This is a genomic window from Paenibacillus sp. EB106-05-06-XG162, from assembly GCF_058791655.1.
Genome location: NZ_JBYTDT010000017.1, coordinates 88,893 through 114,913, shown reverse-complemented (window position 1 = coordinate 114,913; position 26,021 = coordinate 88,893). Strand labels below are relative to the sequence as shown.

Annotated in this window: 24 protein-coding genes; 15 read left to right on the top strand and 9 right to left on the bottom strand. The window is 45.0% G+C overall.

All coding sequences use genetic code 11. From position 1 onward, the window contains the following. Positions 1-190 precede the first annotated feature (190 nt). Genes AC3WU2_RS25920 through AC3WU2_RS25910 form a run of 3 tightly spaced genes read left to right on the top strand, consistent with a single transcriptional unit; the run spans position 191 to position 2,337 of the window. Entirely contained in the window at positions 191-685 is a 495-nt protein-coding gene (locus AC3WU2_RS25920; protein ID WP_018755799.1) for a cation:proton antiporter regulatory subunit, read from the top strand. Positions 686-689: 4 nt separating this feature from the next. After that, a complete protein-coding gene (locus AC3WU2_RS25915) occupies positions 690-1,937 on the top strand; it encodes a cation:proton antiporter (protein WP_492457850.1) in 1,248 nt (415 codons plus the stop codon). Between the two features lie 52 nt (positions 1,938-1,989). After that, entirely contained in the window at positions 1,990-2,337 is a 348-nt protein-coding gene (locus AC3WU2_RS25910; RefSeq protein ID WP_492457849.1) for a hypothetical protein, read from the top strand. A gap of 9 nt (positions 2,338-2,346) precedes the next feature. Here the strand turns inward: AC3WU2_RS25910 and AC3WU2_RS25905 are convergent, their stop codons facing one another. After that, entirely contained in the window at positions 2,347-3,654 is a 1,308-nt protein-coding gene (locus tag AC3WU2_RS25905; protein WP_492457848.1) for an MFS transporter, read from the bottom strand. Positions 3,655-3,907: 253 nt separating this feature from the next. Here AC3WU2_RS25905 and AC3WU2_RS25900 point away from each other — a divergent pair, with 253 nt between their 5' ends. Next, positions 3,908-4,459 carry a TlpA family protein disulfide reductase gene (locus tag AC3WU2_RS25900; RefSeq protein ID WP_018755795.1) on the top strand — a complete coding sequence of 184 codons (552 nt, stop codon included), beginning with the start codon at positions 3,908-3,910 and terminating at the stop codon, positions 4,457-4,459. Between the two features lie 72 nt (positions 4,460-4,531). Here the strand turns inward: AC3WU2_RS25900 and cimA are convergent, their stop codons facing one another. Beyond that, positions 4,532-6,148: a citramalate synthase gene (cimA, locus tag AC3WU2_RS25895; RefSeq protein WP_018755794.1), complete on the bottom strand. Its 1,617-nt coding sequence runs from the start codon at positions 6,146-6,148 to the stop codon at positions 4,532-4,534. Positions 6,149-6,336: 188 nt separating this feature from the next. Between cimA and AC3WU2_RS25890 the strand changes: the two genes are divergently transcribed. The 3 genes from AC3WU2_RS25890 to AC3WU2_RS25880 all read left to right on the top strand — a co-directional run bounded on the left by AC3WU2_RS25890 (position 6,337) and on the right by AC3WU2_RS25880 (position 9,541). Next, a complete protein-coding gene (locus tag AC3WU2_RS25890) occupies positions 6,337-7,632 on the top strand; it encodes a DNA polymerase IV (RefSeq protein WP_018755793.1) in 1,296 nt (431 codons plus the stop codon). Between the two features lie 122 nt (positions 7,633-7,754). Further along, the gene (locus tag AC3WU2_RS25885; RefSeq protein ID WP_026263794.1) at positions 7,755-7,988 is read left to right on the top strand and encodes a ferredoxin; all 234 of its coding nucleotides are present in this window, start codon (positions 7,755-7,757) and stop codon (positions 7,986-7,988) included. A 146-nt stretch (positions 7,989-8,134) separates the two neighbouring features. After that, entirely contained in the window at positions 8,135-9,541 is a 1,407-nt protein-coding gene (locus AC3WU2_RS25880; protein WP_492457847.1) for a L,D-transpeptidase, read from the top strand. Between the two features lie 14 nt (positions 9,542-9,555). Here the strand turns inward: AC3WU2_RS25880 and AC3WU2_RS25875 are convergent, their stop codons facing one another. Continuing rightward, positions 9,556-9,690: a hypothetical protein gene (locus AC3WU2_RS25875; RefSeq protein ID WP_018755790.1), complete on the bottom strand. Its 135-nt coding sequence runs from the start codon at positions 9,688-9,690 to the stop codon at positions 9,556-9,558. A gap of 183 nt (positions 9,691-9,873) precedes the next feature. On the opposite strand from AC3WU2_RS25875, the gene AC3WU2_RS25870 reads away from it, so the two are divergent. Genes AC3WU2_RS25870 through AC3WU2_RS25855 form a run of 4 tightly spaced genes read left to right on the top strand, consistent with a single transcriptional unit; the run spans position 9,874 to position 12,896 of the window. After that, entirely contained in the window at positions 9,874-10,971 is a 1,098-nt protein-coding gene (locus AC3WU2_RS25870) for a quinone-dependent dihydroorotate dehydrogenase (protein WP_492457863.1), read from the top strand. 34 nt (positions 10,972-11,005) lie between these two features. Then, entirely contained in the window at positions 11,006-11,824 is an 819-nt protein-coding gene (gene yjbM / locus AC3WU2_RS25865; protein WP_314588787.1) for a GTP diphosphokinase, read from the top strand. Then, the gene (locus AC3WU2_RS25860; protein ID WP_492457846.1) at positions 11,821-12,228 is read left to right on the top strand and encodes a DUF309 domain-containing protein; all 408 of its coding nucleotides are present in this window, start codon (positions 11,821-11,823) and stop codon (positions 12,226-12,228) included. The genes yjbM and AC3WU2_RS25860 overlap by 4 nt, the downstream gene beginning before the upstream one ends. Beyond that, positions 12,225-12,896, top strand: coding sequence for an alpha/beta fold hydrolase (locus tag AC3WU2_RS25855; protein WP_492457845.1), 672 nt, complete (start codon positions 12,225-12,227; stop codon positions 12,894-12,896). Before AC3WU2_RS25860 ends, AC3WU2_RS25855 begins: the two co-directional genes overlap by 4 nt. A gap of 74 nt (positions 12,897-12,970) precedes the next feature. On the opposite strand, the gene AC3WU2_RS25850 is transcribed toward AC3WU2_RS25855, so the two are convergent. The 5 genes from AC3WU2_RS25850 to AC3WU2_RS25830 all read right to left on the bottom strand — a co-directional run bounded on the left by AC3WU2_RS25850 (position 12,971) and on the right by AC3WU2_RS25830 (position 18,673). Further along, positions 12,971-13,936, bottom strand: a complete 966-nt coding sequence (locus AC3WU2_RS25850) for an ABC transporter ATP-binding protein (protein ID WP_492457844.1) — start codon at positions 13,934-13,936, stop codon at positions 12,971-12,973. Continuing rightward, entirely contained in the window at positions 13,933-14,922 is a 990-nt protein-coding gene (locus AC3WU2_RS25845; RefSeq protein WP_492457843.1) for an ABC transporter ATP-binding protein, read from the bottom strand. The genes AC3WU2_RS25850 and AC3WU2_RS25845 overlap by 4 nt, the downstream gene beginning before the upstream one ends. Positions 14,923-14,955: 33 nt before the next feature. Continuing rightward, entirely contained in the window at positions 14,956-15,885 is a 930-nt protein-coding gene (gene opp4C, locus AC3WU2_RS25840) for an oligopeptide ABC transporter permease (RefSeq protein WP_492457842.1), read from the bottom strand. 12 nt (positions 15,886-15,897) lie between these two features. Further along, positions 15,898-16,860 (bottom strand): ABC transporter permease, encoded by a 963-nt coding sequence (locus tag AC3WU2_RS25835; RefSeq protein WP_492457841.1) that lies wholly within the window; start codon positions 16,858-16,860, stop codon positions 15,898-15,900. Between the two features lie 67 nt (positions 16,861-16,927). Further along, a complete protein-coding gene (locus tag AC3WU2_RS25830) occupies positions 16,928-18,673 on the bottom strand; it encodes an ABC transporter substrate-binding protein (RefSeq protein ID WP_492457862.1) in 1,746 nt (581 codons plus the stop codon). Between the two features lie 659 nt (positions 18,674-19,332). On the opposite strand from AC3WU2_RS25830, the gene AC3WU2_RS25825 reads away from it, so the two are divergent. Genes AC3WU2_RS25825 through AC3WU2_RS25815 form a run of 3 tightly spaced genes read left to right on the top strand, consistent with a single transcriptional unit; the run spans position 19,333 to position 22,419 of the window. Then, a complete protein-coding gene (locus AC3WU2_RS25825; RefSeq protein WP_492457840.1) occupies positions 19,333-20,817 on the top strand; it encodes an RsmF rRNA methyltransferase first C-terminal domain-containing protein in 1,485 nt (494 codons plus the stop codon). Between the two features lie 4 nt (positions 20,818-20,821). Beyond that, entirely contained in the window at positions 20,822-21,565 is a 744-nt protein-coding gene (locus AC3WU2_RS25820; RefSeq protein ID WP_492457839.1) for a pseudouridine synthase, read from the top strand. A 53-nt stretch (positions 21,566-21,618) separates the two neighbouring features. Beyond that, on the top strand, positions 21,619-22,419 hold the full coding sequence (locus AC3WU2_RS25815; protein WP_492457838.1) for a Cof-type HAD-IIB family hydrolase: 801 nt from the start codon (positions 21,619-21,621) through the stop codon (positions 22,417-22,419). A 112-nt stretch (positions 22,420-22,531) separates the two neighbouring features. On the opposite strand, the gene AC3WU2_RS25810 is transcribed toward AC3WU2_RS25815, so the two are convergent. After that, positions 22,532-24,367 carry a hypothetical protein gene (locus AC3WU2_RS25810; RefSeq protein ID WP_492457837.1) on the bottom strand — a complete coding sequence of 612 codons (1,836 nt, stop codon included), beginning with the start codon at positions 24,365-24,367 and terminating at the stop codon, positions 22,532-22,534. Between the two features lie 554 nt (positions 24,368-24,921). On the opposite strand from AC3WU2_RS25810, the gene AC3WU2_RS25805 reads away from it, so the two are divergent. Beyond that, entirely contained in the window at positions 24,922-25,995 is a 1,074-nt protein-coding gene (locus tag AC3WU2_RS25805; RefSeq protein ID WP_492457836.1) for a hypothetical protein, read from the top strand. The last annotated feature ends 26 nt before the right edge of the window (positions 25,996-26,021 follow it).

Sequence of the window (26,021 nt, the reverse complement as noted above, 5' to 3'; positions counted from 1 at the left end):
TAAGGATGTTAATACAAGGAAAAAGATATATATGCAATGAATAGGACTCGTTAATCGTACCTATTAGTGGTATTTTCCTCCTAACAAATACTTGGTAATCTATACATGTTGTGCATCATGCTGGGGATGAGGGATAGATTTATGATATAATATTACTGCTTTACAAAAAAATAAGCTGGAGGTATTGTGAATGAAGCAAATCAGAGATTGTGATCTTCCAGGGATTGGGCACAAATATGTGATCGAAACCCGCAGCGAAGATAAGCTTGTCATCATTGTACATGATGACGGGAGAAGGGAAATGTATCATTTTGACCATGAGGATCCGGATGAGAGCATCTCGATGATCACGCTGGACGATGATGAAGCGAGACAGATCGCGGGAATCGTCGGGGGAATGGCTTACAAGCCGAAAGCGCTGGAGAGTATCGAGGTGGCGCTGGATGAGCTCATTATTGAATGGTACAAAATTGAGCCCCATGCGGTATGTGTCGGCAAGACCATCGGAGAGATTAATGTACGCCATCAATCAGGTGCGACGATCATTGCCATGCTGGGCAAAGAGAATGAGCGTGTCATTAATCCTGGACCAGACAGTGTTCTCAAAGCACATGCGACCCTGGTCGTAGCGGGAGAGCGTCAACAAATTATGAAATTGAAACAAATCTTAATGAACGGAGAGTGATGGGATGGAGCATGTTGTTTTAGAGCTTGGCCTAGCTGTTGCGCTCATTGCGCTTGCTGGCTTGTTATCTGCAAAACTAAGGTTCTCTGTCATTCCTTTCTATATTCTTGTTGGGATGGCTGTAGGACCTCACGCACCTAAGTTTGGTAACTTTGATTTTCGGTTTATTCATAGTGCCGAGTTAATTGAGCTTCTTGGACGGCTAGGCGTACTCTTCTTATTGTTCTATTTGGGTCTAGAGTTCTCTGTAGGGCGTCTAATAAAGGCGGGTAAGTCAATTGCCATCGGCGGGACGATCTATATCGTGATTAACTTTTCGTTAGGACTTCTCTTCGGATTTGGCGCGGGGCTGCCGCTTCAAGAAGTACTCATTATTGCCGGGATTACGAGTATTTCGTCCAGTGCGATTGTTGCCAAGGTACTGGTAGATCTGAAGCGTACGGCGAATGCGGAAACGGAGATGATACTGGGTATTATCATGTTCGAGGATATTTTCCTAGCCGTTTATATTTCGATTCTATCTGGTCTTGTGCTTAGCGGTGCGAGCTCCATCGGTGGAGTATTGCTATCTGCAGCGATTGCGCTTGGATATATGCTCTTAGTTATTGTCGTTGGACGTAAAGCACTGCCTTTACTGAACAAAATGTTTAACATTCGATCCAATGAACTGTTCTTGCTGGCGGTATTTGCCACGCTGTTCATTGTTGCGGGCTTCTCCGAGACCATCCATGTTGCTGAAGCCATCGGTGCGTTGCTCGTTGGATTGGTTCTTGCAGAGACAGAGCATATGAAGCGAATTGAACATTTGATTTTACCGTTTCGTGATTTCTTCGGAGCACTATTCTTCTTCAGCTTCGGCTTGACGATTGATCCGTTCACGCTTGGTGGAGCGGTGTGGTTATCACTTGGCGCGGTCGTCATCACATTAATTGGTAACTATATTGCAGGTATGCTCGCGGGTCGCAGTGCCGGATTATCACCCAAAGCCTCATCGAATATTGGACTCACGATTGTATCACGCGGGGAATTCTCGATCATCATAGCGAACCTGGGGAAAGCAGGGGGATTACTGGCGATTTTGCAGCCATTCTCTGCATTGTACGTGTTAATCTTAGCGATCTTAGGTCCACTATTAACTAAGGAATCGAAGCATGTCTACAATTTCATGAATCGGATCTTTAAGCTCGATCGCAATTATAAGAAGAAAAACGCAGCGAAGACCGAAATGAAAAAAGTAGAAGATCCTTCATAGAAAGATTAATTGTAAATCGGTTGTCATTTTTAACGGAGAGGAGGAACAAAAAATGATGCATAAAAGCAAAAAAATCACACTCACCTGTTGGATGAGCATGATTTTGCTGTTGTCTATTTTTATTCCTATCGCGTTCGTTGAAAATGCAAGTGCGCCGATTGGCTCGAATGAATTACTCCTCAAGGGCTCACAGAAAGACGGGTTTATTACAGTCAAGCGCAGTATCAAGCTGCATATGCTAACCATTCCTCAGTTGCCTGAGATCAAGACGGATTCCACCAACAACATAGAACGGAATGTACGTTCGATGATGCTTGAAGTGTTTGTAGCTTCTTGGTTTATTTTGCTGCTGAGACGGCGGCTGTTATGGCCGATTAAGTACACCTCGAATTATCTGTGACTGGACTGTTTATTTGACCGTAGCATCCGGTTTGATCAGGAAGAAGCTAAGCCCGAGACCGATGAGCGACAATGCAGATACGGTAATGAAAATCGTTGCATGTGATATGCCCATCATCCACCCGAACAATGGCGGACCGAACGCCACCCCGAGGAAGCGTAAGCTGTTATATAATGATGTAATCATCCCGCGTTCACCCTTCTCAACCGACCCTGTAATCATCGTATTGAGACAAGGTAATAACAACCCCGTTCCAATGCTGCTGAGTGTAAGCAATCCAATAAATACATAGATATTTTTGTTGAAGAAGATGGCTAAGGCAAGGGAAACCGTCATCACAATGAGTCCGATATTGACGAACCAACGAATGAGAACCCCGTTTTTTTTGACAACACTTCCTGAAATGTACGAAGTCGTGACCAAGCCGAGGAGTGGAATGGCTAATACAAGACCTTTTACAACCCCATCGATATTATAAGGTTTCTTCTCCAGAATATTAGACAGGTAGAACAAAATCCCGAAGAGGATGAATAACGCAAGGGAACCGACAAAAAATGAAGTAATGAGCCACCGGCCTTTCTTTTTCAAAATAGCCCCGATTTTATGCAAATAGGGTTTCAATGGCAAAGGTTCATTTTTTCGTTTCGGTTCTTTGATGAGGAAAATAACCATCACGAGCGATATCCCGCAAAAAATAGGGAATGCGAAGAAGGCTGCATACCATACGATTAAAGCGAGAAGCGATCCAAGAATGGGGCTTACAACTTTCCCTGCACCATTGGAGGCCTCGATTAATCCGAGTGCTTTGCTCTCTTCACCATCCTTAAATAGATCACCGACGAGGGCCATGGCAATAGGAGCGGTACCAGCCGCGCTAATACCTTGAATGGCACGTGCGATAATAAGCCACGAGTAGGAGCCCCATGCGGCAGCGAACCCTGCTAGAATGCCCGCACTGCCGTAAACGATTAAAGCAGGAATCATGATCGCTTTACGTGAGAACCGATCGGATAAATAACCAACGAGCGGTATGATAAGAGCCGCAGCGATGGAGAAAATCGAGATCACCAGACTGCTCTGGAATTGGGAAATGTGAAGCTGTGACTGCAGCTGTGGCAGAATAGGGACAAGCATGGAATTGCCGAGCACTAGAACCAATGGAATGCTGGCAAGGGCTATATACTTCCATACACTTCCTTTATCGCTCTGAGATGCGTCTGGTTTTGTTTCGGATGAATCATTGTTCTTCGAACTTGATTCAATCTCGCTCTCGAATGAGATGGAAAGAAGCTTCTTGGACTTTGTTTTGGTGGCCATTCTTCCCAACCTTTCTAAAGATTCATAAGTGTTCGGGGTCCCCACAAAGGACATGAATCGACTCCGAAGCCAAAGCCCCGCTTTGTGGGGGGATTTGGTTTCATGTGCCATTATTGTTGCCGATTTGATGGGGCGACATGCAAAAAAAGATTGGTAAGGTTTGAAAATATGAGGAAAAAGAGGGTACAATAGAAGTTAAAGACCATGTGCACAATGCATATAAATATGAATCGATAAGAAGGGTAAATCACCGATGAGAAGGAACTTATGGCTATTGGTTGTGATTGTGCTGTTAGTGACGATTGCAATCAATCAAAATGGAACCAAAAAAGATCGTCCTGTGAATTCGAATTCATCCGCCTTACCGACGGAAGCGGCACCAATGCTGAACAAGCTGGCTCCCGGGTTTGAGCTGGAAGCATTGGATGGCAAGACGTATTCGGTTGGTGGTAAACGTGATAAGGTGACCATGATTAACTTCTGGGCGTCTTGGTGTGAACCGTGCCAAGAAGAAGCGCCGGATTTAAAGCGTTTCTCAGAGCAGTATAAGGAGAAGCTGGACCTGTATTCCGTGAACGTGACCTCGACAGATACACTTGAGAATGCCAAGGCATTCGTTGCGCAGTATCAACTTACGAATCCGATCCTGATGGATACGAAGGGCGACCAATTTAAGCTCTATAAAGGGATTGCGTTCCCGACGAATATTCTGATTGATCGTGATGGAGTCATCCGTGATATTACGATTGGCGTTGTGCCTGCAAAGACGCTTGAGGAGAAGATTCAGAATATTATTGCAGATTAAGGAAATAAGCGTGCAACAACAATAAACCCTCAAGCTCTAAGTGAGTTTGAGGGTTTCGTATTGTGATAGGTATTAGTGGTTCACAAGACCAAAGCGTTGAGGTTCGGGAACAGGCACGCCTTCCACCTTCGTCTGGCCGAGTAATGCATAGCGTATACTATCGACAAGTGCTTCCCAGCTGGCTTCGATAATATTGCCGGATACGCCAACGGTATTCCACCGATTATTAAAGTCGGTTGATTCAATGAGTACGCGTACTTTCGCAGAAGTAGCATCTTGATCGTCCATGACCCGAACTTTATAGTCAGAGAGATGCATATCTTTCAGCGTTGGGAAGTGCTGAAGCAACGCTTTACGTAGTGCATTATCGAGTGCGTTCACAGGTCCGTTACCTTCCGCAACCGTGTAGATGCTCTCGTCATCAATTCGGATCTTCACAATAGCCTCTGAGACGACCGGACGGTCTGCTGTCTTCTCAACGGTCATCTTGAACGATTCGAGTGTGAATAACTCAGTCATCTCACCATTCGCTTGGCGAAGCAACAGTTCGAGGGAAGCGTCAGCGCCTTCGAAGGAATAACCTTGGTGTTCCAAATCCTTGATCTTGCCCATGACATCTTTCGTCAGCGGATTATTGGAGTCAAGCTCTATGCCGAGATCTTGCGCACGCGATAGGATATTGCTCTGTCCCGCAAGTTCAGAGACGAGTACGCGCTGCTTGTTCCCGACAGATTCAGGAACGATGTGCTCGTAAGTACGTGAATCTCGCATGATCGCAGAGACATGGATACCGCCTTTGTGAGCGAAAGCGGCATTACCCACATAGGCTTGGTTCACAGGCATGAGCACATTTGCGATTTCACTGACGTAACGCGAGACATTTGTTAATTGACTCATCTGCTCTTCCGGTATGCAATTGTAGCCCATTTTGAGCTGTAAATTTGGAATAATGGAGCAGAGATTGGCATTGCCGCAGCGTTCTCCATAGCCATTGATTGTGCCTTGTACTTGTCTTGCGCCTGCTTGCACAGCAGCTAACGTGTTAGCAACGGCTAGTTCGCAATCATTATGGGTGTGAATACTAAGCTTGGCTGTCAGTTCATTCGAGATGTTGCTGACAATATCGAACACCTCGCTTGGCAAGGTGCCGCCATTTGTGTCGCACATCGTAACCCAATCCGCTCCAGCTTCCTGGGCGCGTTTGAGTACAGCGACGGCGTATTCAGGGTTGTTCTTGTACCCGTCGAAGAAATGCTCCGCATCGAAAATAACTTCTAGATGGTTGCGTTTCAGGAACGCAATGGAATCATAGATCATCGCAAGATTTTCTTCAAGCGTCGTCTGTAATGCGGTATGAACATGGAAATCCCATGACTTCCCGACCAAAGTTGCCGCTTTCACGCCAGATTCTACAATGCGATTCAAGTTCGCATCCTGCGTGGCATCTGAGTCTTTGCGTCTAGTGCTTCCGAATGCAGTGAGCTTCGCTCGTAAATTCAAATTCACTGCTCGTTTGAAAAATTCAATGTCTTTGCCGTTACTGCCTGGATTACCGCCTTCAATATAATGAACACCAAAGGTGTCGAGTTTTTTCGCGATTTTGAGCTTGTCATCAGCGGATAAGCTGATGCCTTCGCCTTGCGTCCCATCGCGCAGTGTCGTATCAAAGATTGAAATTGCCGTTGACATGAGAGGGCCTCCTTTAGGAAGTAATGAATTCGATCTAGAAGTATAATTTCTTATTATAACATACGGTATTGGTAGAAAGTAGATAGAAAATTCAATATTTTTCTACTTCCTTGAACTTGACCCCCTTCGAAATGACAAGGTATGCTGAGAAGAGATGGATGAAGCTTGCAGAAATTGGGTGAGAACCATTGAGATCGAATACAGAGCAATTTTATCCTGAGAAAGGCCGCGTCATTCTGCACGTGGATATGAATGCCTTCTACTGCTCCGTGCATGCGGCCGAAGAGCCACATTTGTATATGGATAAACCAACGGCTGTAGCCGGGAGTATAGAGCTGCGCAAAGGGATCATTGTCACTTGCTCCTATGCTGCGCGGAAGCTGGGGATTCGAACCGGAATGCAAGTGCGTCAGGCATTGAAGATTTGTCCTTCATTAATTATTATTCAGCCAGACTTTCATTTATATCGAAGATATTCGAATGCGTTCATGAAGCTGGCCAATGAATATACACCGCTCGTCGAAGCGATGTCAATCGACGAGTGTTATATGGATATTACCGGATCGAAGCAGTTCGGTACGCCGCTCGAGATTGCGGAGGATATACAGCGTCGAATTCGTGATGAGCTGTCACTTCCTTGTTCCATCGGCATCGGGCCGAATAAGCTGCTTGCGAAGATGGCCTCAGATATGAAAAAACCTAATGGCATTACCGTTCTCCGGCGTCGAGACATGCCTAAGGTGCTCTGGGAAGAGCCGTGCAACAGCTTATTCGGGATTGGCGAGAAAACAGCGCAGAAACTGAAAAAGCATCAAATCTACACGATTGGTCAGCTAGCACAGGCGGATGAGCGTAAACTGCTCAATGCATTCGGCGTAATTGGGACATGGCTGAAGCAAGCCGCTAATGGGGTTGATGAATCCCCCGTGAATCCGGAGCGGGAACAGAGTAAATCCATTGGGCATACAACAACATTGCCAAATGATGTGAGCAGCCGAAACGATGCACATCGAGTGCTCTTGAATTTATCCGATCAGGTAGGACGGCGTATGCGCAGACAACAATTGATGGCGAAGACGATTCAGATCACGATACGAACGCCGGATATGAAGACGATTACGAGATCGTCTACTCGGGATATTCCAACAGATACAGCGGATGAAATTTATCGTGACGCCTGTGCGTTGTTCGATCGCCACTGGCCTGCCTATATGCCTGTCCGACTACTGGGTGTTGCGCTGCAGAATTTAGTCCCCAAATCGGAGACGGCGATTCAATTGGATTTGTTCGATTATGAGAAACAGCCGAAGAAGGATCAGTTGAATGTAGCGATGGATAAGCTCAGGGATAAATTTGGCGAGAATGCAATATTGACCGCTGGTATGCTCACGGATGACCCGTCAGCCTTGATAAGAAATCATCGAATTCGCGGTACTTCTTTACAGATGGATTTCAGCCGGCAGGAGAATAAGGAACAAGAATGATCGCATTATGCAGCTTTGCTTAGAAAATAATGACAAACTGTTTGAAATTAGCTCGTTTTTGTATTATATTGATTGGTGAGGGTAATGAAAGATTGGACCTATAACAGGAGGGAAAATTGGCCGTGGCAAAATTCACTTGGGTTGAAAAAGATACTTGTATCGCCTGTGGCGCGTGTGGTGCAACTGCACCAGATATTTATGATTATGACGATGAAGGTATTGCAGAAGTAATTTTTGATGGGGACAACAATATGGGAACAACTGAAATTCCAGAGGATCTTTACGATGATCTTCAAGATGCAGCAGATGGTTGCCCAACTGATTCTATCAAAATCGCGGACACACCATTTAACTAATCCGTATTCATTATCATAGAATCTACATTACACATAAGACTCCAGTCCTTTGGGCTGGGGTTTTTTGGTATCCGTTACAACGGTTCAAGGATCGCAGTGAAATGCCGATATATGGGGTAGGGATTGCATAAGAAGGAGGAGACATTATGAAAGATATTCCTTTTCTAAAAAGATATGTAGAGTCCCATCCCGATAACCGAATGTCATGGTATCTGTTAGGCAAGGAATATGAGGCGACAGGGCAGATCGGCAAAGCAAATTATTGCTTCAATCAGGCAGGGGATGTCTATGAAGCATTCGAGCATACACAAATTCCAGCGAAGTGGCTGTTAGAAGCAGCCGAGCGGGAGCGACAGCTTATTGAACGACAACGTAAACGGATCGCAAGGCGTAGGTGGTCCATGATTGCGCTCATGCTATTACTTATATGCGGGATTTCTAGCGCACCGGGTGCGGAGCCTACAGACCTTCAACTCCCTCTAGAGGTAACCAAGCCGTCGAAGCCGCAAGAGCAGCCAATGATCTACCTCGTAGGAGATAAGGAGAAGGCAGGTACTGCTTGGCAGCAAGCGATCTCTTCCCACATGATCCAAGGAAATCCGGGGCAGCGAGCCGTCGTACTGGAGCTGAAGCAGCGTGGTTCATGGCTATTATGGTCGCATCAACCGCAAGTGATGGGGGAAGTGAAGCAGCAAGAGGATCCTGTCACTTCATCAAGTCATCGGACATATGATGTGCAAGTATTCGACCCTGCGGTCTGCGATTGCACACCGGATATACCACGTTCTACGCGGACCTATATTGCAAATTGGGTCACACAAATCGAAGAAATTCAATCGCTGCGGTCTGGGATCATGGGATATCAGCAAATCTATAGCAAGAAACCCGCGCAAATTGCGGATCTTACCGATTCCTATCCGAGGAATGTGATGGCCGGCAATACGCCGAATATGCGTTCATTATTCACACCCTTGAATCAGAGACAGACTATTCTAGGGCAAGACAAATCAAGTAAACTAGAGTCTGGGGATAAACAATCAATCGTTGACTCTCCCGCTGCACTTACTGTTAATATGAGTACGAATTCGGCCAAAATGCTGTTTGATGAACCCTATAAGATTGTGATCGACAAACAGAATCATCGGCTAGCTGTCGTATCAGGTCGCGTGATTTGGAGGAGCTATGAGGTCGGACTTGGTGGTGATCAGACGCCGGAAGGATCATTCGAAATCAGCGAAAAGGTCAAAAACCCCAACGGGAAGTCAAACGGTGAATTTGGCAGCCGAGGAATGACGTTATCAGATACGCTCTATGCCATTCATGGCACGAATGAGCCGGCGAGCATTGGAAAAGATGAATCCCATGGTTGTATACGAATGCGTCAAGCAGATGTCGAGGAATTGTTCGATATGGTGCCCCTTGGTACGAAAGTGGTCATTAAAAAGGGAATTCTACCTGATGATCTTGTAGAACCGCAGCAACCTTTCAAGGTTAGACCGCAGCAAGGCCAGAATCAGACGAATCCCCATAAAGTCTATAAATGGTTGAATTAAATAGAGGAATAGCTTTATTGGATCAGAATCAGAACAGCTACAATGACAACAAGTATAACGAAAATAGCGCCTGTCCAAATGATGGCTTTCTTATTAACCTCTTCCTTCGGCTTATGCGTCATCGTCGGGGGTTTTCTTTTTGTAGACATTGTGGTTCAACCTCTCTTTATCAATAAAGTAATAGATATAAACCTATTGTAATCGTTTTCCTGCCGAATATCTAGAGTTTCATGGTTTTTGAGGGGCGAACAGACTTTCCTTTTTTGGCGGAAACGGATAAAATATTTGTAGGAGAAATGGAACGACGTATAGATGAGAACGGAGTGGACAACTTGCTTTATCAAAAAATATTGAAACCGTACTTATTCAAGATGGATGCGGAGAAGGCGCATCATTTTACAATAGGCGGTCTAAAGATTGGCGACAAGGTTCCTGGGGCATTAGCGATAATGCGTGGCTTGTACAGTGTCCAGGAAACGGCAGATCTCGATGTTGATTTATTCGGCATTCATTTCCCGAATCCGATTGGGCTTGCAGCAGGGCTTGATAAGAATGGCGCAGCCATAGAAGGGTTCTCTTCGATCGGTTTTGGCTTTATGGAAGTCGGAACAGTGACGCCGAAAGGTCAATCAGGCAATGAAACACCGCGCTTGTTTCGCTTACCAGAGGACGAAGCGCTCATTAATCGGATGGGATTCAATAATGAAGGTGCGGCAGCGATGAAAGAACGGTTCGCATCTCTCAAATCGCGCAGAATCCCTGTTGCGGTCAACATTGGCAAGAATAAAGTGACACCAAATGAACATGCAGCGGATGACTATCAATCATTAATCCGTGACTTGTATTCGGAAGCGGACTTCTTTGTCGTGAACATTAGTTCACCGAATACACCGGATTTGCGTAATTTGCAGCATGGCAATGAATTGAAGGAGCTGCTTCAGGCGGTGACGGAAGAGCGGGATCGGCAGGCAGCGAAGAGTACGGGACAACCCAAATCGGTTCTCGTCAAAATTGCTCCAGACGTCAATGATGATGAGTTAGAGTATATGATTGCCACGATCGCGGAGAGCGGTGTTGCGGGTATTATTGCAACGAATACGACCCTATCGAGGGAAGGTCTTCTGCACGTGAATAAGAAGGAAGCTGGGGGCTTAAGCGGCAAGCCGCTTCGTGATCGTTCAACGGAGATTATCCACCGCATTTATAGCCAGACGGATGGCAAACTGCCAATCATTGGTTCCGGTGGCATATTCACAAGTCAAGATGCGTACGATAAAATTCGCGCTGGAGCTAGCTTGGTGGAGATTTATACGGCATTAATTTATAATGGGCCAGGCATTAATCGCGAATTACATCAAGGATTAAGGGAATTGTTAAGAAGAGACGGATATGCCCATATTTCCGAAGCAGTGGGTGCGGATCATCGTTAACTTGGGCGGAAACTTGAGTACAGGAGGCGTTCTGATGGACGGAAGAGATTGGGGAAAGTTTTTGCTACCATATGAACAAGCCGTGGAAGAATTAAAAGTCAAATTCAAGACGATGCGTGCAGAATTGAAAAAGCGTGAAGAGTATGCACCAATAGAGTTCGTGACCGGTCGTGTGAAGAAAATTTCCAGCATTCTCGATAAAGCGAAACGACTTAATGTAGCTATGGAAAATATCGATACGGGGATTGAGGATATCGCAGGCATACGCATTATGTGCCAGTTCGTAGATGATATTCGCCGTGTCGCAGAATATATTCGTGAACGTAAAGATTTAAGTGTGATCTACGAGAAGGATTATATTACGAATTACAAAGAGAGTGGATACCGTAGTTTCCATATGATTATTGAGTATCCGGTTCAGACTGCGCTTGGACAGAAGAGAGTGCTAGCAGAGATTCAGATCCGAACGCTTGCGATGAACTTCTGGGCGACGATTGAACATTCTCTGAATTACAAATATCGTGAAAGTCTGCCAGGGGAAATGCGTATTCGATTGAAGAAGGCGGCAGAAGCAGCATTTGTACTGGATAACGAGATGTCCAGTATTCGTCAAGAAATTCTCGATGCGCAGATTAGCTTCGAAGAAAAGTCGAATATCACAACCAAAATCTTAAACTACATCTCGGAGTTGTACTTCCATCACCATATCCGTGAAGCCATTGCGTTCCAGCATCAATTCAATGAACTCTGGATGAACGAAGATGAGGAAGGCATTAAAGAGCTTTATAAGCGTGTCGAAGCTACGTTCGTTCAAGTTAAAAAGAAACCGGATGATGTTGTTGACGAAATATGATGTATGATCGGCTGTACATTCAATTCTTAATCCATTTTAATTGGAATAGGGATTATTATGAGTGTCATGAAGTGATGGAGGAGCTCTGGTTAGAAGAGGGTCGTAACCCGCTATGCCAAGGCTTGCTCCAAATTGCCGTGGGATTGTATCATTTCGAGAATGGGAATGTGACGGGTTCTCGCAAATTGTTCATGGCAGGGATTGAGAAATTGATTCATTATCCGGATCAGATCCTGGGGATCAACCTAGGTCAGCTGATTCGTGAAGCAAGACAATATGTCTCACAATTGGAGTGCTGGGAACAGGCTCCTTTTCCTTTTTACCATTTAACGATTCAGATTGAGGATACTGAGTTGCTTGAGGTTATGACAGAAGTACAGAGCATGATGGAGGAATTCAAGTGATTACGAAGATATGGTTGTTTCCGGGGTTAAATATGAAAGTAGAAACATTCGGTCAGCTCCAGCGCTATTTAGAGCAGCAGGGCTATACTACCCAATGTGTGGCGACATTCCCACCCCTAGGACAGATACAAATGGATTATGAAGCAGAAGCTGCTGAGAACGAAGAATGGATCTGTATTGGACATGGTGCTGGCTGCTTAGAAGCCATACGGGTAGCTTTGCAGTACAAATCGCGTGTGAAGGGGCTCGTGACCATCTCACCGAATTTGCAGCCTTATTCGATCCTACAGATGTCCATGCTGAAGATCTTAGCGCGGAAGGATATGAAAATTAATGGCGGATTATCTCCATTTGAACGAAGTTCCAAAGAGGAACTCACGCCTTACTTTGATACATTTGCAGTGCAGCCATCGAAAATGCTCGAGCTTGAAGCATTCCGTAAAGAATTGAAAGGCAAGATTCAAGACGTTAACCAACCATGGTTAGTCTTGCACGGGGATAAGGAATTGCCGTCGATTATGAAGAGCTTACAGTTAATTAAGCGACAAGTGCCGCAGGTGCAATCCTGTCAAATGCCGCATTGCGGACATTATTTGCCGGTGGAGGATCCGAGGGGACTCGATAAGCAAATTCGCGCATTTTTAAATCAAATCGTGGTAACCGTATAGGTGACAGAAGAAAAAGCACTAGCCGGAAGGAAAACTTCCAGCTAGTGCTTTTATGTTGAATAGAGGTTGAGGTCTTACACAAAATGACAAGCTACAAAATGGTCATTACCTACATTCTTGTATTCGGGTTGTTCGTTCATACATCGATCAGACGCAATTGGACATCGCGTATGAAACTTACAACCAGAAGGAGGGTTTGCTGGGCTCGGAATATCACCTTTTAGCACAATTCGATTCCGCTTAACGGTAGGGTCAGGAATAGGGATTGCTGACATGAGCGCTTTGGTATAAGGATGAAGCGGGTTGCTGAATAGTTCCTTTTTGCTTGCCATCTCCACCATTGAACCAAGATACATAACCCCAACACGGTTACATAAATGCTCCACGACGCTAAGATCGTGGGAAATGAATAAATAAGTCAGCTGTTTTTCCCGTTGCAGATCACTTAGCAGATTAATGATTTGGGCCTGAATCGAGACGTCGAGCGCAGAGACCGGCTCGTCAGCCACGATAAACTCCGGATTCATAATCAATGCGCGAGCGATCCCAATCCGCTGCCGTTGACCGCCGGAGAACTCATGCGGGAAACGATCGTAATGATAACGCGCTAGGCCGCATATTTCCATGGTTTCGATGACTCGTTCGCGAACATGTTTACGATCGCATAGATTGTGATCAATTAACGCTTCTCCAATGGCTTCGCCCACTTTAATGCGGGGGTTTAATGAGCTAAATGGGTCCTGGAATACAATTTGCATCTTAGGACGAAGCTCGCGCATCTTTTCCTTAGGCAGTGCATAGATATCCCGACCATTGAACAGGACTTTACCATCGGTCTTATCGTTTAACCGCAGCAGCGTTCTCCCGATGGTGCTCTTGCCGCATCCCGATTCGCCTACGAGACCGAAGGATTCGCCTTTGTTGATTTGGAACGATATACCGTCGACTGCCCTCACGTTACCGATCGTACGTTGAAAGACACCGCCTGTTATCGGAAAGTATTTTTTTAAGTTCTCGACTTGAATCATAGCTTCGCTCATTGACGTTTTGCCTCCTCTTCATACAACCAGCAAGCTGTTTTATGTTTTGCATTATCATGTGTACGGAGGGGAGGTTGCTTCTGTCTACAAATTTCCATACAGAACTGGCACCGATCATGGAAATGACAGTTATCTTCCAATTCGATCGGGTTAGGTACCTGTCCCGGAATGGAATACAGACGTTCTTGTTCTTGATTGATAATAGGCTTTGCTTTTAGGAGTCCTTGCGTGTATGGGTGCTGCGGATCTTTGAACAGCTCCAGCACAGGGGCTTCTTCAATGACCTTCCCGGCATACATGACGACGACGAAATCGGCCATCTCGGCTACAACACCAAGGTCATGTGTAATGAGCATGATGGATGTGTTGATTTTTTGCTTGATATCCCGCATTAAATCCAAGATTTGGGCTTGAATTGTTACGTCGAGGGCTGTCGTTGGTTCATCGGCAATTAATAGCTTGGGATTGCAGCTGAGCGCGATGGCAATCATAATCCGCTGGCGCATACCACCGCTGAGTTCATGAGGGTAGGCATGGAATATTTCTTCTGCTCGGGGTATTCCAACAAGATTGATTAACTCGATTGCCTTGATCCGAGCTTTCTTTTTGCTCAACAGTAGATGAATCATGATCGGTTCCGTAATTTGTTCCCCGATCGTGAGAACCGGGTTGAGCGATGACATCGGCTCTTGGAATATAATTGAGATTTCATTTCCTCGAATTCGGCTCATTTCTTTTTTGTTTAATTTAAGGATATCTTTCCCCTCGAACCATATCTCACCACCGACAATATCACCTGCTGGTGTCTCAATCAACCGCATGAGGGACATCGCTGTTACGCTCTTACCGCAGCCGGACTCACCGACGACACAGAGTGTTTCCCCTTCGCGGATCGTAAAGCTGACATCATCGACTGCTTTCACAACACCGGCGGTCGTTCGAAAATGCGTCTTTAAGTTACGAAATTCAACTAAATCTTTTGCCATATCGCATCTCCTATCTTGAAAATAACGGGGACATTATCTATTTTTCATTTTCGGGTCTAGAGCGTCGCGAAGACCGTCGCCTATCAGGTTAATGGCCGTTACGGTAATCAGGATACAAAGGCCTGGCGGGATCCACAGCCAAGGTCTCTTGCGAAAGTCTATCATGTTATTGGCCGCAGAAATCATATTGCCCCATGATGGTGTTGGAGGCACCACGCCGATTCCAAGCCAACTTAGCGCGGATTCATAGAGGATGGCACCTGCTACACCGAGCGTCGCCGAAACGATAATGATCGGTACGACATTGGGCATGAGATGACGGAATATTTTGCGTCTATCACGAAGTCCGAGCGCGTCTGTCGCTTGCATGAACTCCATTTCGCGAAGGGTTAGGATTTGTCCTCGGACAAGACGTGATAACCCGGTCCATCCTAATACCCCGATAATCAGCATTAAGAAATAAATGCGGTCGTTTGCATCAACCTTCAGATCAGAGAGGATGGCCCCTAGAATAATAAGAATCGGAAAGCTAGGCAACGCCATGAAAATGTCTGCTAAACGCATGATGAATGTATCTACACCTCTACGGTAATAACCGGCTAATGCACCGAGTGTAGCACCGATCACAACCGAGATGCCTGTTGCAATCAGGCCGACCGTGAGCGAGATTCGTCCTGCAAGCATCACCCGCAATAGAATGTCACGTCCAAGCTTATCGGTACCGAGCCAATGCTCACTGTTTGGTGCCAGATTCTTCAAGGTTATATCATAGTCGTCCAAGACATAGGGAGAGAATAATGGTCCAGCAAAACTCATTAGAAACATAAAAATTAATATGATAAGCCCCATCAAGGCAAGACGGTTGCGAGTAAAACGGCGTATGGCCGATCTCCATGGAGAATCCGGCTGCTTAACAGGAACTACTTGTGTATTCTTCTCTAAGGATGCTACCTCAACGGACAACTGAATCTCCTCCTACTTTAAGCGAATTCTTGGATCTGCGATTCCGTACAGGACATCGGATAGCAGATTTCCCAGCAGTGTCAGCGCAGCTAAAAATATTGTGAAGCCTAACATAAATGGATAGTCTCGTACGCTGATCGATTCGAGATAGACTTGCCCGACACCCGGCCAAATAAATACTTTCTCTAGAATGATCGCGCCGCCGAACAAACCGGGGAGTTCGAAACCAAGCAGGGTAATTGCCGGAAGCAGCGCATTACGAAGCGCATGTTTGAAGATAACCGTTCGCTCTTTCAATCCCTTAGCGCGAGCGGTTCTGATATAATCCTGACGAATAACTTCCAGCATGCCTGTACGGAAATAACGGGTAAGGCTGCCTGTGCTGAGCATGGTCAATACAAGGGTAGGCAAGAACATATGGTAGGCGACATCTTTAATGTGTTCCCATCCTGTAGCTCCAAGTCCGGCCGTTGTCATACCGCCGACAGGGAATAGACCAAACTGCACACTGAATTTCAGGATTAGCAAGAGTCCAATAAAGAACGAAGGTAGTGACATACACAGAAATATGAATAAGGTGACAAACTTATCAAATAATGAGTATTGAAACTTCGCCGAGAAAACACCAGCAAAAACAGCAATGAGCCAACTTAACAGCAAGCTGACGAAAGCAATGATAAAGGAGTTCCAAACGTAGTTATTTACAACCTTCGTGACTGGTTGTTTGTGCTGCAGTGAATCACCCATGTTCCCTTTGAGCATGTTGCCGGCCCATGTGAAGTAGCGCTCCACGACAGGTTTATCGAGACCGTATATCTCTCTTAGTTGTGCAGCTTTCTCAGCCGTCATGTACGGAGAGTTCTTCGCTGTAATGAAGTCCCCTGGAACCATAGCAGAAATGATAAATACAATGATAGATATACCAATCATCGTTGGGATCATCTGCAGCAGCCTACGGATTATGTACTGCTTCATATTATTCCTCCTGGCTTATAAGTGGATATGCCCAGCTCGAGTGAGCTGAGCATATAGTGTCATGCTGTTATTGAGTAATTTCAGCTTGATACAAGCTAAAAGTGAAATCTTTATACGGCGTAATGTCCCAACCCGTGATTCTTGAGTTAATACCCCACATGTCTCTTCTTTGGTATAAGAAGATAACAGGTAAATCTTTGTTAATCTCTTGGAATACTTGTTTGTAAACTCCTTTACGGCCTTCAACATCAAGCGTCTTCTTGCCTTTCAGCATCAATTCATCGACGGTTTTGTTGGAGTAGGAGATATTGTTCTGTGAACCTTTTGTAATGTATACCGTACTATCTGGATCTGGCGTTAACCCCCAAGCCAAGAAGTACATTTCGAAATTGCCGGTCTTCGTCTTGTCGATGATCGCATTGAAATCCAACGTTTCAGCGGAAATATCGATGCCGAGTTCTTTGTAGTTCTTCGTCATGATTGGAAGAAGTGATTCAATGACCGGATTATCAGCCGTTGCGGAGAAGTTGATTTTGAACTTCTGTCCGTCTTTCTCACGGATGCCGTCGGCTCCGACTTTCCAGCCTGCTTCGTCTAGAAGCTGCTTCGCTTTCTCTGTATCGAACTCATACGCTTCAATACCTTCATTCGTGTAAGCCCAACCAATCTTGGATTCCGGAATGTTAATAACGTCAGCATAGATGCCGTAGATCCCTGCTACAACTTCTTTACGGTTCAGACCGTAAGTTAAGGCTTGACGAACTTTAACATCCTGGAACTTCTTGTCTTTATGGTTGAATGAGATATATCCGTAACCGTTGGTAGGGAAGATGTTAACATCTAGGAATCCCATACCTTTTAGTTCTTCAACGCTATCCGCGTTAACCGATACCATGTCCATGTCGATTTCGCCGGTTTGCAGCATGGCCATTTCGGTCTCGTCGGTCGTTGTTTTGAAAATGACGTTTTTAATTTTTGGCGCACCTCTGTGGTAGTTCGCATTCGCTTCTAGCACAACTTCTTGGCCCGGGGTGAACTTCTTCATGACATATGCGCCTGTTCCTACCGGCTTGTCGCTAAGTGCCTTTACGGAATCCAGGTTGCCGAATTTATAGCCTTTGCCGTAGTAAGCTTCTGGCATTAACTCGATCGTACCTAGATTATTTTTGGTTTGCGCGTTTAATTCTGTTACTTCAACTTCTACGGTGTTATCATCGATAATTTTGACACCAGAAATGTCCTTCGCTTTACCGTCATGATATTCTTGACCGCCTTTGATCTTGTCGGCGAGAATATCGGATTCACCGTCATAGCTTGGATCATGAAGCGCTTTAAGCACGAAATAATAGTCTTTAACGGTTACCGGAGTTCCGTCATGGTACTTAACACCCGGTTTCAAGTGGAACGTATATTTTAGGCCGTCTTCGGACACGTCAATTTTCTCAGCAAGGTTTTCCGCGTATGTACCGTCACCTTGAACTACTAGGAAGCTGTCGAATACCGTTTGAACGACATATTTGTCATAAGCTGTGGACCAGAATAGTGGACTGAATGTTCCTTTTGGCGAAGTCATACCAACAATAAGAGTATCTTTGCGGTTAGCGGCCAACGCAGGATTAAGTGATTTATCAGCAGCCGGAAAAATTCCGTCATTCTTACCTTCTTCTGCAGGCGTAGGTGCAGGTGCAGGTTCAGTAGGTTTCTCCGTATTATTTTCTGTTGTTGCAGGTGGATTCTCTTTTGGCGGCTCTGCTGCTTTCTCGCCCCCGGAGCATGCCGATAGAATTGTCATGATCATAAGAAGAGTGACCATCAAGATTGATAATTTCTTACTCAAAATAAATTCCCCCTTCGCTATAAATAAAAATTAAATTCTTGTAAATCCGATAATACGTTGCACGAAAAACATACTCATGATGCCAAGCTTATGAATCACCTGCCTTTATGGAATGTTATATGCATAGGTCTCTAGAATAAATGACATAGAGATCTGTGATATTAGGGTAGAAGTACAAGAAGTTAGAGGTAAAATAAATGAGTGTTCCGGCATCGCTGTATCGCGACAAAGCTTTAAAACGAAACAGACCACCGGTCAATTATGGTGTAAAAAAAATTCACTTTAGGATAAGAAGTAATATGAATGGATGTAAGCGCTTTTATGTTTCTTTTGTTAAAAGTAAGGAAAAGAAATATAAAATTTTGAATAGCGGTGTAATTTTTTCTGATCATTGTGAAATGATTACTAAGATGAGGGTTCTAATACGTGAGGAATTCCTGTTATTTCCTGAATTAACATAGTTTACGAGAAGATATTAACGTTAGTTTATATTAATTGCTTCAAAAACGTCAATAGGAAAGAAGAAATAGACGAAATTCATTTCCCCCTATCCATGGAAAATGATATTCTATTTATTATGATCTTTTTTGTACCGTGGATTAATGTTTAAATTTTAGCAATAAGGATGGTAATTCATGAATGATTCATTACCGCAAGATTTCGTTCGAAAGATGAAAAAAATGCTCGGAGAAGAGTTCGACTTATTTATGAACTCATATGATGAGACACGTTATTATGGCTTACGCGCAAACACGCTTAAAATAGCTGTTGGTCAATTCAAGAAAGTATCCCCTTTTGAGTTGCGGCCGATTCCTTGGGTTCAGGAAGGATTCTATATTGCTGAAGATGCAAGGCCAGGCAAACATCCTTATTACCATGCAGGGTTATATTATATCCAAGAGCCGAGCGCAATGGCACCCGTAGAATTACTGGATGTACAGAAGAATGACCGGGTGCTGGACTTATGTGCTGCGCCTGGTGGCAAGTCGACTCAGATTGCAGCAAAGCTGGCGGGGACAGGGTATCTCGTGACGAATGATAATAATGCAGATCGTACGAAAGCTCTCGCCAAAAATATGGAGCTGTACGGTGTCCGGAATGCGGTTGTGCTGAATGCGCTGCCGGAGGAGATTGCACGTACCTTTAAGCATTCGTTTGATAAGATCTTGATCGATGCACCATGTTCGGGCGAAGGCATGTTCCGCAAGGATGAAGATATGATCAAGCAGTGGGAGAAGCATTCGGTTGAGAAATGTGTACTGATGCAGCGCGATATTCTGAAGACGGCGGCTTCACTTCTAGCCCCAGGCGGAAAAATTGTCTACTCAACCTGCACATTCTCTCCCGAAGAGAATGAAGCGATGATTGGGGAGTTCTTGGAACGAAATCCAGCTTTTCATGTCGAGCCGATATCGGCTTCTTATGGCTTTGCAACGGGGCAAGGGGAATGGATTCGAGATATCCCTAACGGGGAAGGTGAGAATTTCACAGAATCTACGATTCAGGCTGTTCAAGGGACAGGTAGACTATGGCCACACCAGATTGAAGGTGAAGGTCATTTCTTAGCTGTACTCGTGCATGATGGATCCGATGTTTCGGTTAAGGATCTAGCTGCGCAAGAAGGAGATAAGAAAGAGAAGCGCGCCAAGGGTGCGGAGCTCAAGACAAAATTAAGGAACGAAGAACGAGAGCTCCTACAGCAGTTCTTACGCGATCATATTGTGAGTGAGTTGCCTGGACGAGCAGTCCGCTATGGGCAGCATGTGTATCTATCTCCTGTTGAAGATGAGCATCTATCAGGATTGAAAGTGGTAAGGCCTGGATTCTTCATTGGGACGTTAAAGAAAAACCGATTCGAGCCTTCGCATCCTCTTGCTACAGCATTACATCCGCAGGAGGTTGTAAGACGCATTGATCTACAATCTAGCACGGATGAAGCGGTCCGTTATTTGAAAGGCGAGACATTATCGATTCCGGTAGAACGTGTGCAGCTTGCAAATGAGAAGGTAGCTGCAAAAGGATATGTGCTCATCTGTATTGACGGTTATTCTGTTGGATGGGGTAAATGGATCGATGGCATGTTAAAGAATGAATACCCAGCTGGGTGGAGGTGGACATAAATCGATGAGAAATACGATTCGATTAGATAAAGTGCTAAGTCATATGGGACTTGGTACGCGCAGTGAGATTAAGAAGTGGGCCAAGCAGGGCAGAATTACGGTGAATGACCGCGTGGTCAAGGATAACGGATTACAAGTCCAGCCGGAAGAAGATATTATTATGCTGGATGGTGAGCGGGTACACTACCGGGAGTTCATATATCTGATGTTGAACAAACCAGCAGGGGTAATCTCCGCGACAGAAGATCGGCATGACCAGACGGTCATTGATCTACTGGATGACGAAGAACGCGTCTTCGAACCATTCCCCGTGGGGCGCTTGGACAAAGATACCGTAGGACTATTGCTCTTAACGAATGACGGGAAACTCTCCCACGAGCTGTTATCTCCTAGGAAACATGTCCCGAAGACCTATATTGCGAATGTTGTTGGAGACGTCGGGGAATCAGATATTGCGGCATTTATAGAGGGTGTTACATTGGATGATGGGTATGTCACGAAACCTGCAGAATTAACGATTCTAAGTCACGATCGTTCGGGACCCGAAGTGGTCTCCAGAATCCAATTGACCATTACAGAAGGCAAATTCCATCAAGTCAAGCGGATGTTCGAATCGGTCGGTAAGAAGGTCGTCTATCTCCAGCGGATCTCGATGGGCTCATTGATACTTGATTCAGCGCTTGAGGAAGGCCATTATCGTGAGTTGACAAAGGAAGAGCTTGCAGGACTTAAGCAAGAGCAGGAATAGCCGCGGCATATAGAAAGGTCGAACAGAGGCCGAAGAGATAGGAGCAGAAGCATATGAACCGTTTTCAAATGATTGCACTAGACGTCGATGGAACTTTGATTAATGATCATCATGAAATTACACCCAAAACAAGAGAGTCGGTTCTCGAGGTCGCAAAGCAAGGCGCAGAGATCGTATTATGTACGGGGCGCAACCCGAGTAGCACGATTCCATTGCTGGAACAATTAGGACTTGTGGGGACAGTCATTACACACAACGGCGCTGTGACGATGGAGTCGGCCACACGTAAGATTATTCATCAGTATGTGATTGCAGATAGCGAGCTAGCCCCATTCAAGGCGTATTGCCGAGAACATCACTATCATTTTGACCTCAATACGGCCAATGATCTGTATGTTGAGCGGGAAGATATTCTGACAGAAGAAGTGCTCGCAATGTACGGCAAATTCTATGTCGTGCCATTGGTGCTACCCGTGGATGGATCACTAACGGACCAGATGGTCAAAATGACGGCTTTCGGTACGAAAGAACAAATGGATGAGCTTGAAGCAGAGTGGAATACATGGATACACGAGCTCACGATTATTCGCAGTGGGGATTATTTCATCGATATTATGCATGCGAGAGCCTCGAAGGGAAATGCTCTGAAGCATTGCGCTGCAAGTCGAGAGGTAGACGCTAGCGCAATCTTGGCGATCGGTAACTATTATAACGATATTACGATGCTTCAATTCGCGGGTGTGGGGATTGCGATGGACAACTCTCCTATCGAAGTAAAAGCAGCTGCTGATGATATTACTTTGAGCAATAATGAAGAGGGTGTCCATATGGCGCTTGTGAAATATTGTCTCTAATTCATGACCATTAACTCTATGATCAGCTTTTTCTCATCGTTTTAAATGAATATGGTTGAAATGAAAAGAACTGGCTGCGAGCCAGTTCTTTTTGGTATCATCTATGGCGGATTTAGGGCTTCCAGTTGCCTAATGCGGCGTATCCGTCTGCGACGTGGTCTTGATCGAATTGGAGGATGGTCATGTACTGGCCGAGGAGATTAAAGTTTATGTCGTACACACCGAGAACAATGAATCGATCATTGATCTGTCGTATTTCCAGCTCATGATCCGACTTGAAATGGAGTGTATCCTCTAGCGTCTGCCGCCCCTGCTCAATATAATCAATCGTTCGCGGGTCAGATAATGACGTTGTGGGGTAGCCGTCGCCAGGCGTGATTCCCAGCTTGAATTCATCCACAGCAAGCCCTCGGAGAAATGTGCTGGTCGGTAAATCCATTTCGATTTCACCTTCCACGTAGTATTTTGCTTTGGGCATGATGAGACGCAGCTTCTCGCTATCTAAGGATACATGATAGCCATAGGAGAATGGCGTTGTATAGTTTGGGTTAGTCTTCAATTGGTCAAGAAGCTCTTGTTTGGAATAGGCTACTGCTGTGAAGTCAATATCATTCTTGAATACCTTCGCAGGATTGAAATTGTAATGATATTGTCCAGAGGCAAGCAACTGATTATCGCGATAAATTTCTACATTCCATACCCCCTCACGAGTGGTTATGTTGTTCTCGAATAGAGAGCAGCCTTGACTATCAACGCATCTTAGAAATGGAACCTTTTCATTTTCTCTGAAGAATAGAATTGAATCGGTTGGCCGTATCAGTTCACCGTTGATCATACCCGTTTTTAAGACATAAGAAGTTCCTTGCGTATAGGGCCCGCCAGGCTTTCCTACCTTGTGGAATTTAGATTCGAATTTCAATCCTTCTTGAATGGTTTTTGGGTGCTGGAAATAGATATAGTACACCTTAAGATTTGATCCCTCTCGATCAGACACTTCAAGCGCGATGTGATAATTACTCATCGGCGGGATAGGAACTTCGAACGTATTGTGATCATTCGTGACGGAACCCGACTGGATATATGTATTGGCCATCGTTCCTACAAAATATTTAATTGAAGCATCCTTAGATTTCGTAATCGTAAGGGTCGGTGTAATCGTTAGATTTCGCGGCGTGACGACATTGTATTGGTAAACAATTGGGTTATAGTTGATTTCCCCCGTCGTATAGCGATTCGAATCCAATTGGTTCAATGTGAGTCCAGATACAGTAATCCCTTGTAAACTCGCGGCTTTGCATGCGTCTTGGCTGCTGTCCGAGCATGGTGTGGGTTGGTTACTAGCGCCAGCACCTTGCATGAGGATGGGACGCGATTGAAAGGAGGATTCTCTGGCTCCTGCGCTTATAATAGCTAGATCGATGTTCCCTTGTCCGAGTAGTTTGGTTACAGCATTCAAGTTCAGTTGCATGATCGATGCATCGGAGCCTAGTGTAATTTCAGAATTCGTTGCAGCTAGTTCGACGTTAAGTTGGTGAATAGATCCACGGGGAACTTTTAATCTGAGGTTCGAAGCCTTGATGGCTATCGTATTGTAGTGTCCAGTCATTTGAATTTGTCCGCCGGATTGTATAGAGGTTGTCCCTCGCACAGTTACCTTGTCCAAAATAACTTCGCCTTCTTGCATGGATTCGGATAGGATTAGATTCCCTTCAATGATCGTGTTCTGAAGCTTGATGCCTGATGCGGCAACGGTGACATTTCCTTTAACCGTTTCCATTCCCGATGCAGGTCCGTAGATACCGGCTGAATTGTAGACGACCTCTTGCAGCTTCTTCATCTGTTGGTCCTCTTTGGGTGCTTGTACCGCCCATGCTGTTGATAGGATGGAAGATAGTGCGATAAAAATAATGATGCTAATCGTCTTTTTCGCGTAGTGCATGAAAGACATTTTCTTAGCTCCCTCTATAAAAGTTTAAAATGGAAAAATAACCCATAACCATCCTATTATATTTGGTACACAGGATATCGTCAAAGAGAAAATGTGATAACAAAAAGAAAAAGAGACGTTCCTTCGTAGTAACCTACGGGTGGGAATGCCTCTTTTGTGTGCATAGGATCATACGTAATCCCCATTGATGCAAGATCGAATCATCTATTTAGATGCTGGTTATATCGTACGAAAGAATCTTTAGATGCATGCACAAGATACGATTACTAACAAGATAAATAATACAAGAATAGTAGCTGCCGAAGTGAAAAATCCATCGCCTATTCCGCCCATTGCATAATTCCTCCTTTAATCTTGTTTCTGCGAAAATGAAGATCCAGGGGGCTGGGTGTATATCTCCATCTTCGAATAATCTATAGTATGAAGCCGATTTTTATAAGATTGGACGTTTATCCCGAGTCCGTAGAAATGGGCGTTCGAATAGTTCGACGTCTGGTGGGAATCCTAGAACTGGAATAAGTGGAAGCAAGAAATGTAGAAGGAGTGACGGAGGAATGAATATCAACCTACGACCTGATCTGAAGACATCTGGCGGTGAAGTGCATGATATCGTCTTGAATCATCGATATGTCGGAACAATCTCGCTCATCTATCGCGAAGGAGAACGGGTAGCAGGTTCTGTTCAATTGGAGCAAGATTCTCTGTCACGCGAGGAGAAGCCTGAAGTCTTAGAATTCATTACCCAATATGTGCAGGGTCTTGCAGGTGCGTTGTCCGCGCTTAAATGCGATGTATTTGTCTCGTACAGCCCTTTTGAGACGATTGTATCAACGAGTGAAGAAATTGAGGATCAGGCGATCGTTCATGAATGGTACCCCGATGAAATGGAACGAGAAGTAGACTTAGAAGTCGAGGAAGAGGACGAGACGGATTTTGAGCGGATTGAAGAATTTGCTGAAGACGAAATTTTAAGACTTGAGGTCATTAGCGCAGGGCGTCATGTTACCGTCTATGAAGTATACGACATGGAAGATGATCTGCTGGCTGTATCTGTGGTGAAACAGTATGGTGCAGATGCGATAGGTGAAGTTCGATGGGACCGTCTGCCAAGTGAAGAAGAGATGGATCAATTAACCGCACTGATCGTCCGTGATCTAGATGAGCAATTGATGGATACCATTCATCTGGAAATGAAGCTGGGTGACATGCAACTGCAGACGATGGCGTTGACGCATGAAGATTTGCTGGAGGACGGCGAAGACGAAGAATTTGAAGAAGATGAAGAAGAAGCTGAAATTTTCATGAATGCTTCTTTGATGGAACATACCTTTGAAGGCTATTCGATCGAACCTGTGCGTGACGACAATCTTGTGCTGACCTATGGAATATATCATCATGAACGTTATGGTTCCGTTCCCGTAGGGATTGCTACCGTAGATATAGGCGATGAAGGATTAAGCGGATTTATCGAGCTGGATGTTCCAGGCACAACGGAGGATCGTGCGCATATGTGTTCGCTGCTCATGCGCGAATTAGATAAATCGGTGGAATATGAAGCACTGCACTTGACACTGATGTTCCGGAATGAAGTCATTGATGAAATTCAGTTTGAGAATGAAGTGGATTAAATAAGACGGAAGCCCTGTCGTTCCTT

What these genes read in the sequence shown, in the direction of transcription:
- AC3WU2_RS25820 (WP_492457839.1), top strand. Translation starts at nt 20,822, where the DNA reads ATGAGAAATACGATTCGATTAGATAAAGTGCTAAGTCATATGGGACTT.
- AC3WU2_RS25850 (WP_492457844.1), bottom strand. Translation starts at nt 13,936, where the DNA reads ATGAGCGAAGCTATGATTCAAGTCGAGAACTTAAAAAAATACTTTCCG.
- AC3WU2_RS25805 (WP_492457836.1), top strand. Translation starts at nt 24,922, where the DNA reads ATGAATATCAACCTACGACCTGATCTGAAGACATCTGGCGGTGAAGTG.
- AC3WU2_RS25920 (WP_018755799.1), top strand. Translation starts at nt 191, where the DNA reads ATGAAGCAAATCAGAGATTGTGATCTTCCAGGGATTGGGCACAAATAT.
- AC3WU2_RS25915 (WP_492457850.1), top strand. Translation starts at nt 690, where the DNA reads ATGGAGCATGTTGTTTTAGAGCTTGGCCTAGCTGTTGCGCTCATTGCG.
- yjbM (WP_314588787.1), top strand. Translation starts at nt 11,006, where the DNA reads ATGGACGGAAGAGATTGGGGAAAGTTTTTGCTACCATATGAACAAGCC.
- cimA (WP_018755794.1), bottom strand. Translation starts at nt 6,148, where the DNA reads ATGTCAACGGCAATTTCAATCTTTGATACGACACTGCGCGATGGGACG.
- AC3WU2_RS25860 (WP_492457846.1), top strand. Translation starts at nt 11,821, where the DNA reads ATGATGTATGATCGGCTGTACATTCAATTCTTAATCCATTTTAATTGG.
- AC3WU2_RS25825 (WP_492457840.1), top strand. Translation starts at nt 19,333, where the DNA reads ATGAATGATTCATTACCGCAAGATTTCGTTCGAAAGATGAAAAAAATG.
- AC3WU2_RS25815 (WP_492457838.1), top strand. Translation starts at nt 21,619, where the DNA reads ATGAACCGTTTTCAAATGATTGCACTAGACGTCGATGGAACTTTGATT.
- AC3WU2_RS25830 (WP_492457862.1), bottom strand. Translation starts at nt 18,673, where the DNA reads ATGGTCACTCTTCTTATGATCATGACAATTCTATCGGCATGCTCCGGG.
- AC3WU2_RS25810 (WP_492457837.1), bottom strand. Translation starts at nt 24,367, where the DNA reads ATGTCTTTCATGCACTACGCGAAAAAGACGATTAGCATCATTATTTTT.
- AC3WU2_RS25900 (WP_018755795.1), top strand. Translation starts at nt 3,908, where the DNA reads ATGAGAAGGAACTTATGGCTATTGGTTGTGATTGTGCTGTTAGTGACG.
- AC3WU2_RS25875 (WP_018755790.1), bottom strand. Translation starts at nt 9,690, where the DNA reads ATGTCTACAAAAAGAAAACCCCCGACGATGACGCATAAGCCGAAGGAA.
- AC3WU2_RS25845 (WP_492457843.1), bottom strand. Translation starts at nt 14,922, where the DNA reads ATGGCAAAAGATTTAGTTGAATTTCGTAACTTAAAGACGCATTTTCGA.
- AC3WU2_RS25910 (WP_492457849.1), top strand. Translation starts at nt 1,990, where the DNA reads ATGATGCATAAAAGCAAAAAAATCACACTCACCTGTTGGATGAGCATG.
- AC3WU2_RS25905 (WP_492457848.1), bottom strand. Translation starts at nt 3,654, where the DNA reads ATGGCCACCAAAACAAAGTCCAAGAAGCTTCTTTCCATCTCATTCGAG.
- AC3WU2_RS25880 (WP_492457847.1), top strand. Translation starts at nt 8,135, where the DNA reads ATGAAAGATATTCCTTTTCTAAAAAGATATGTAGAGTCCCATCCCGAT.
- AC3WU2_RS25835 (WP_492457841.1), bottom strand. Translation starts at nt 16,860, where the DNA reads ATGAAGCAGTACATAATCCGTAGGCTGCTGCAGATGATCCCAACGATG.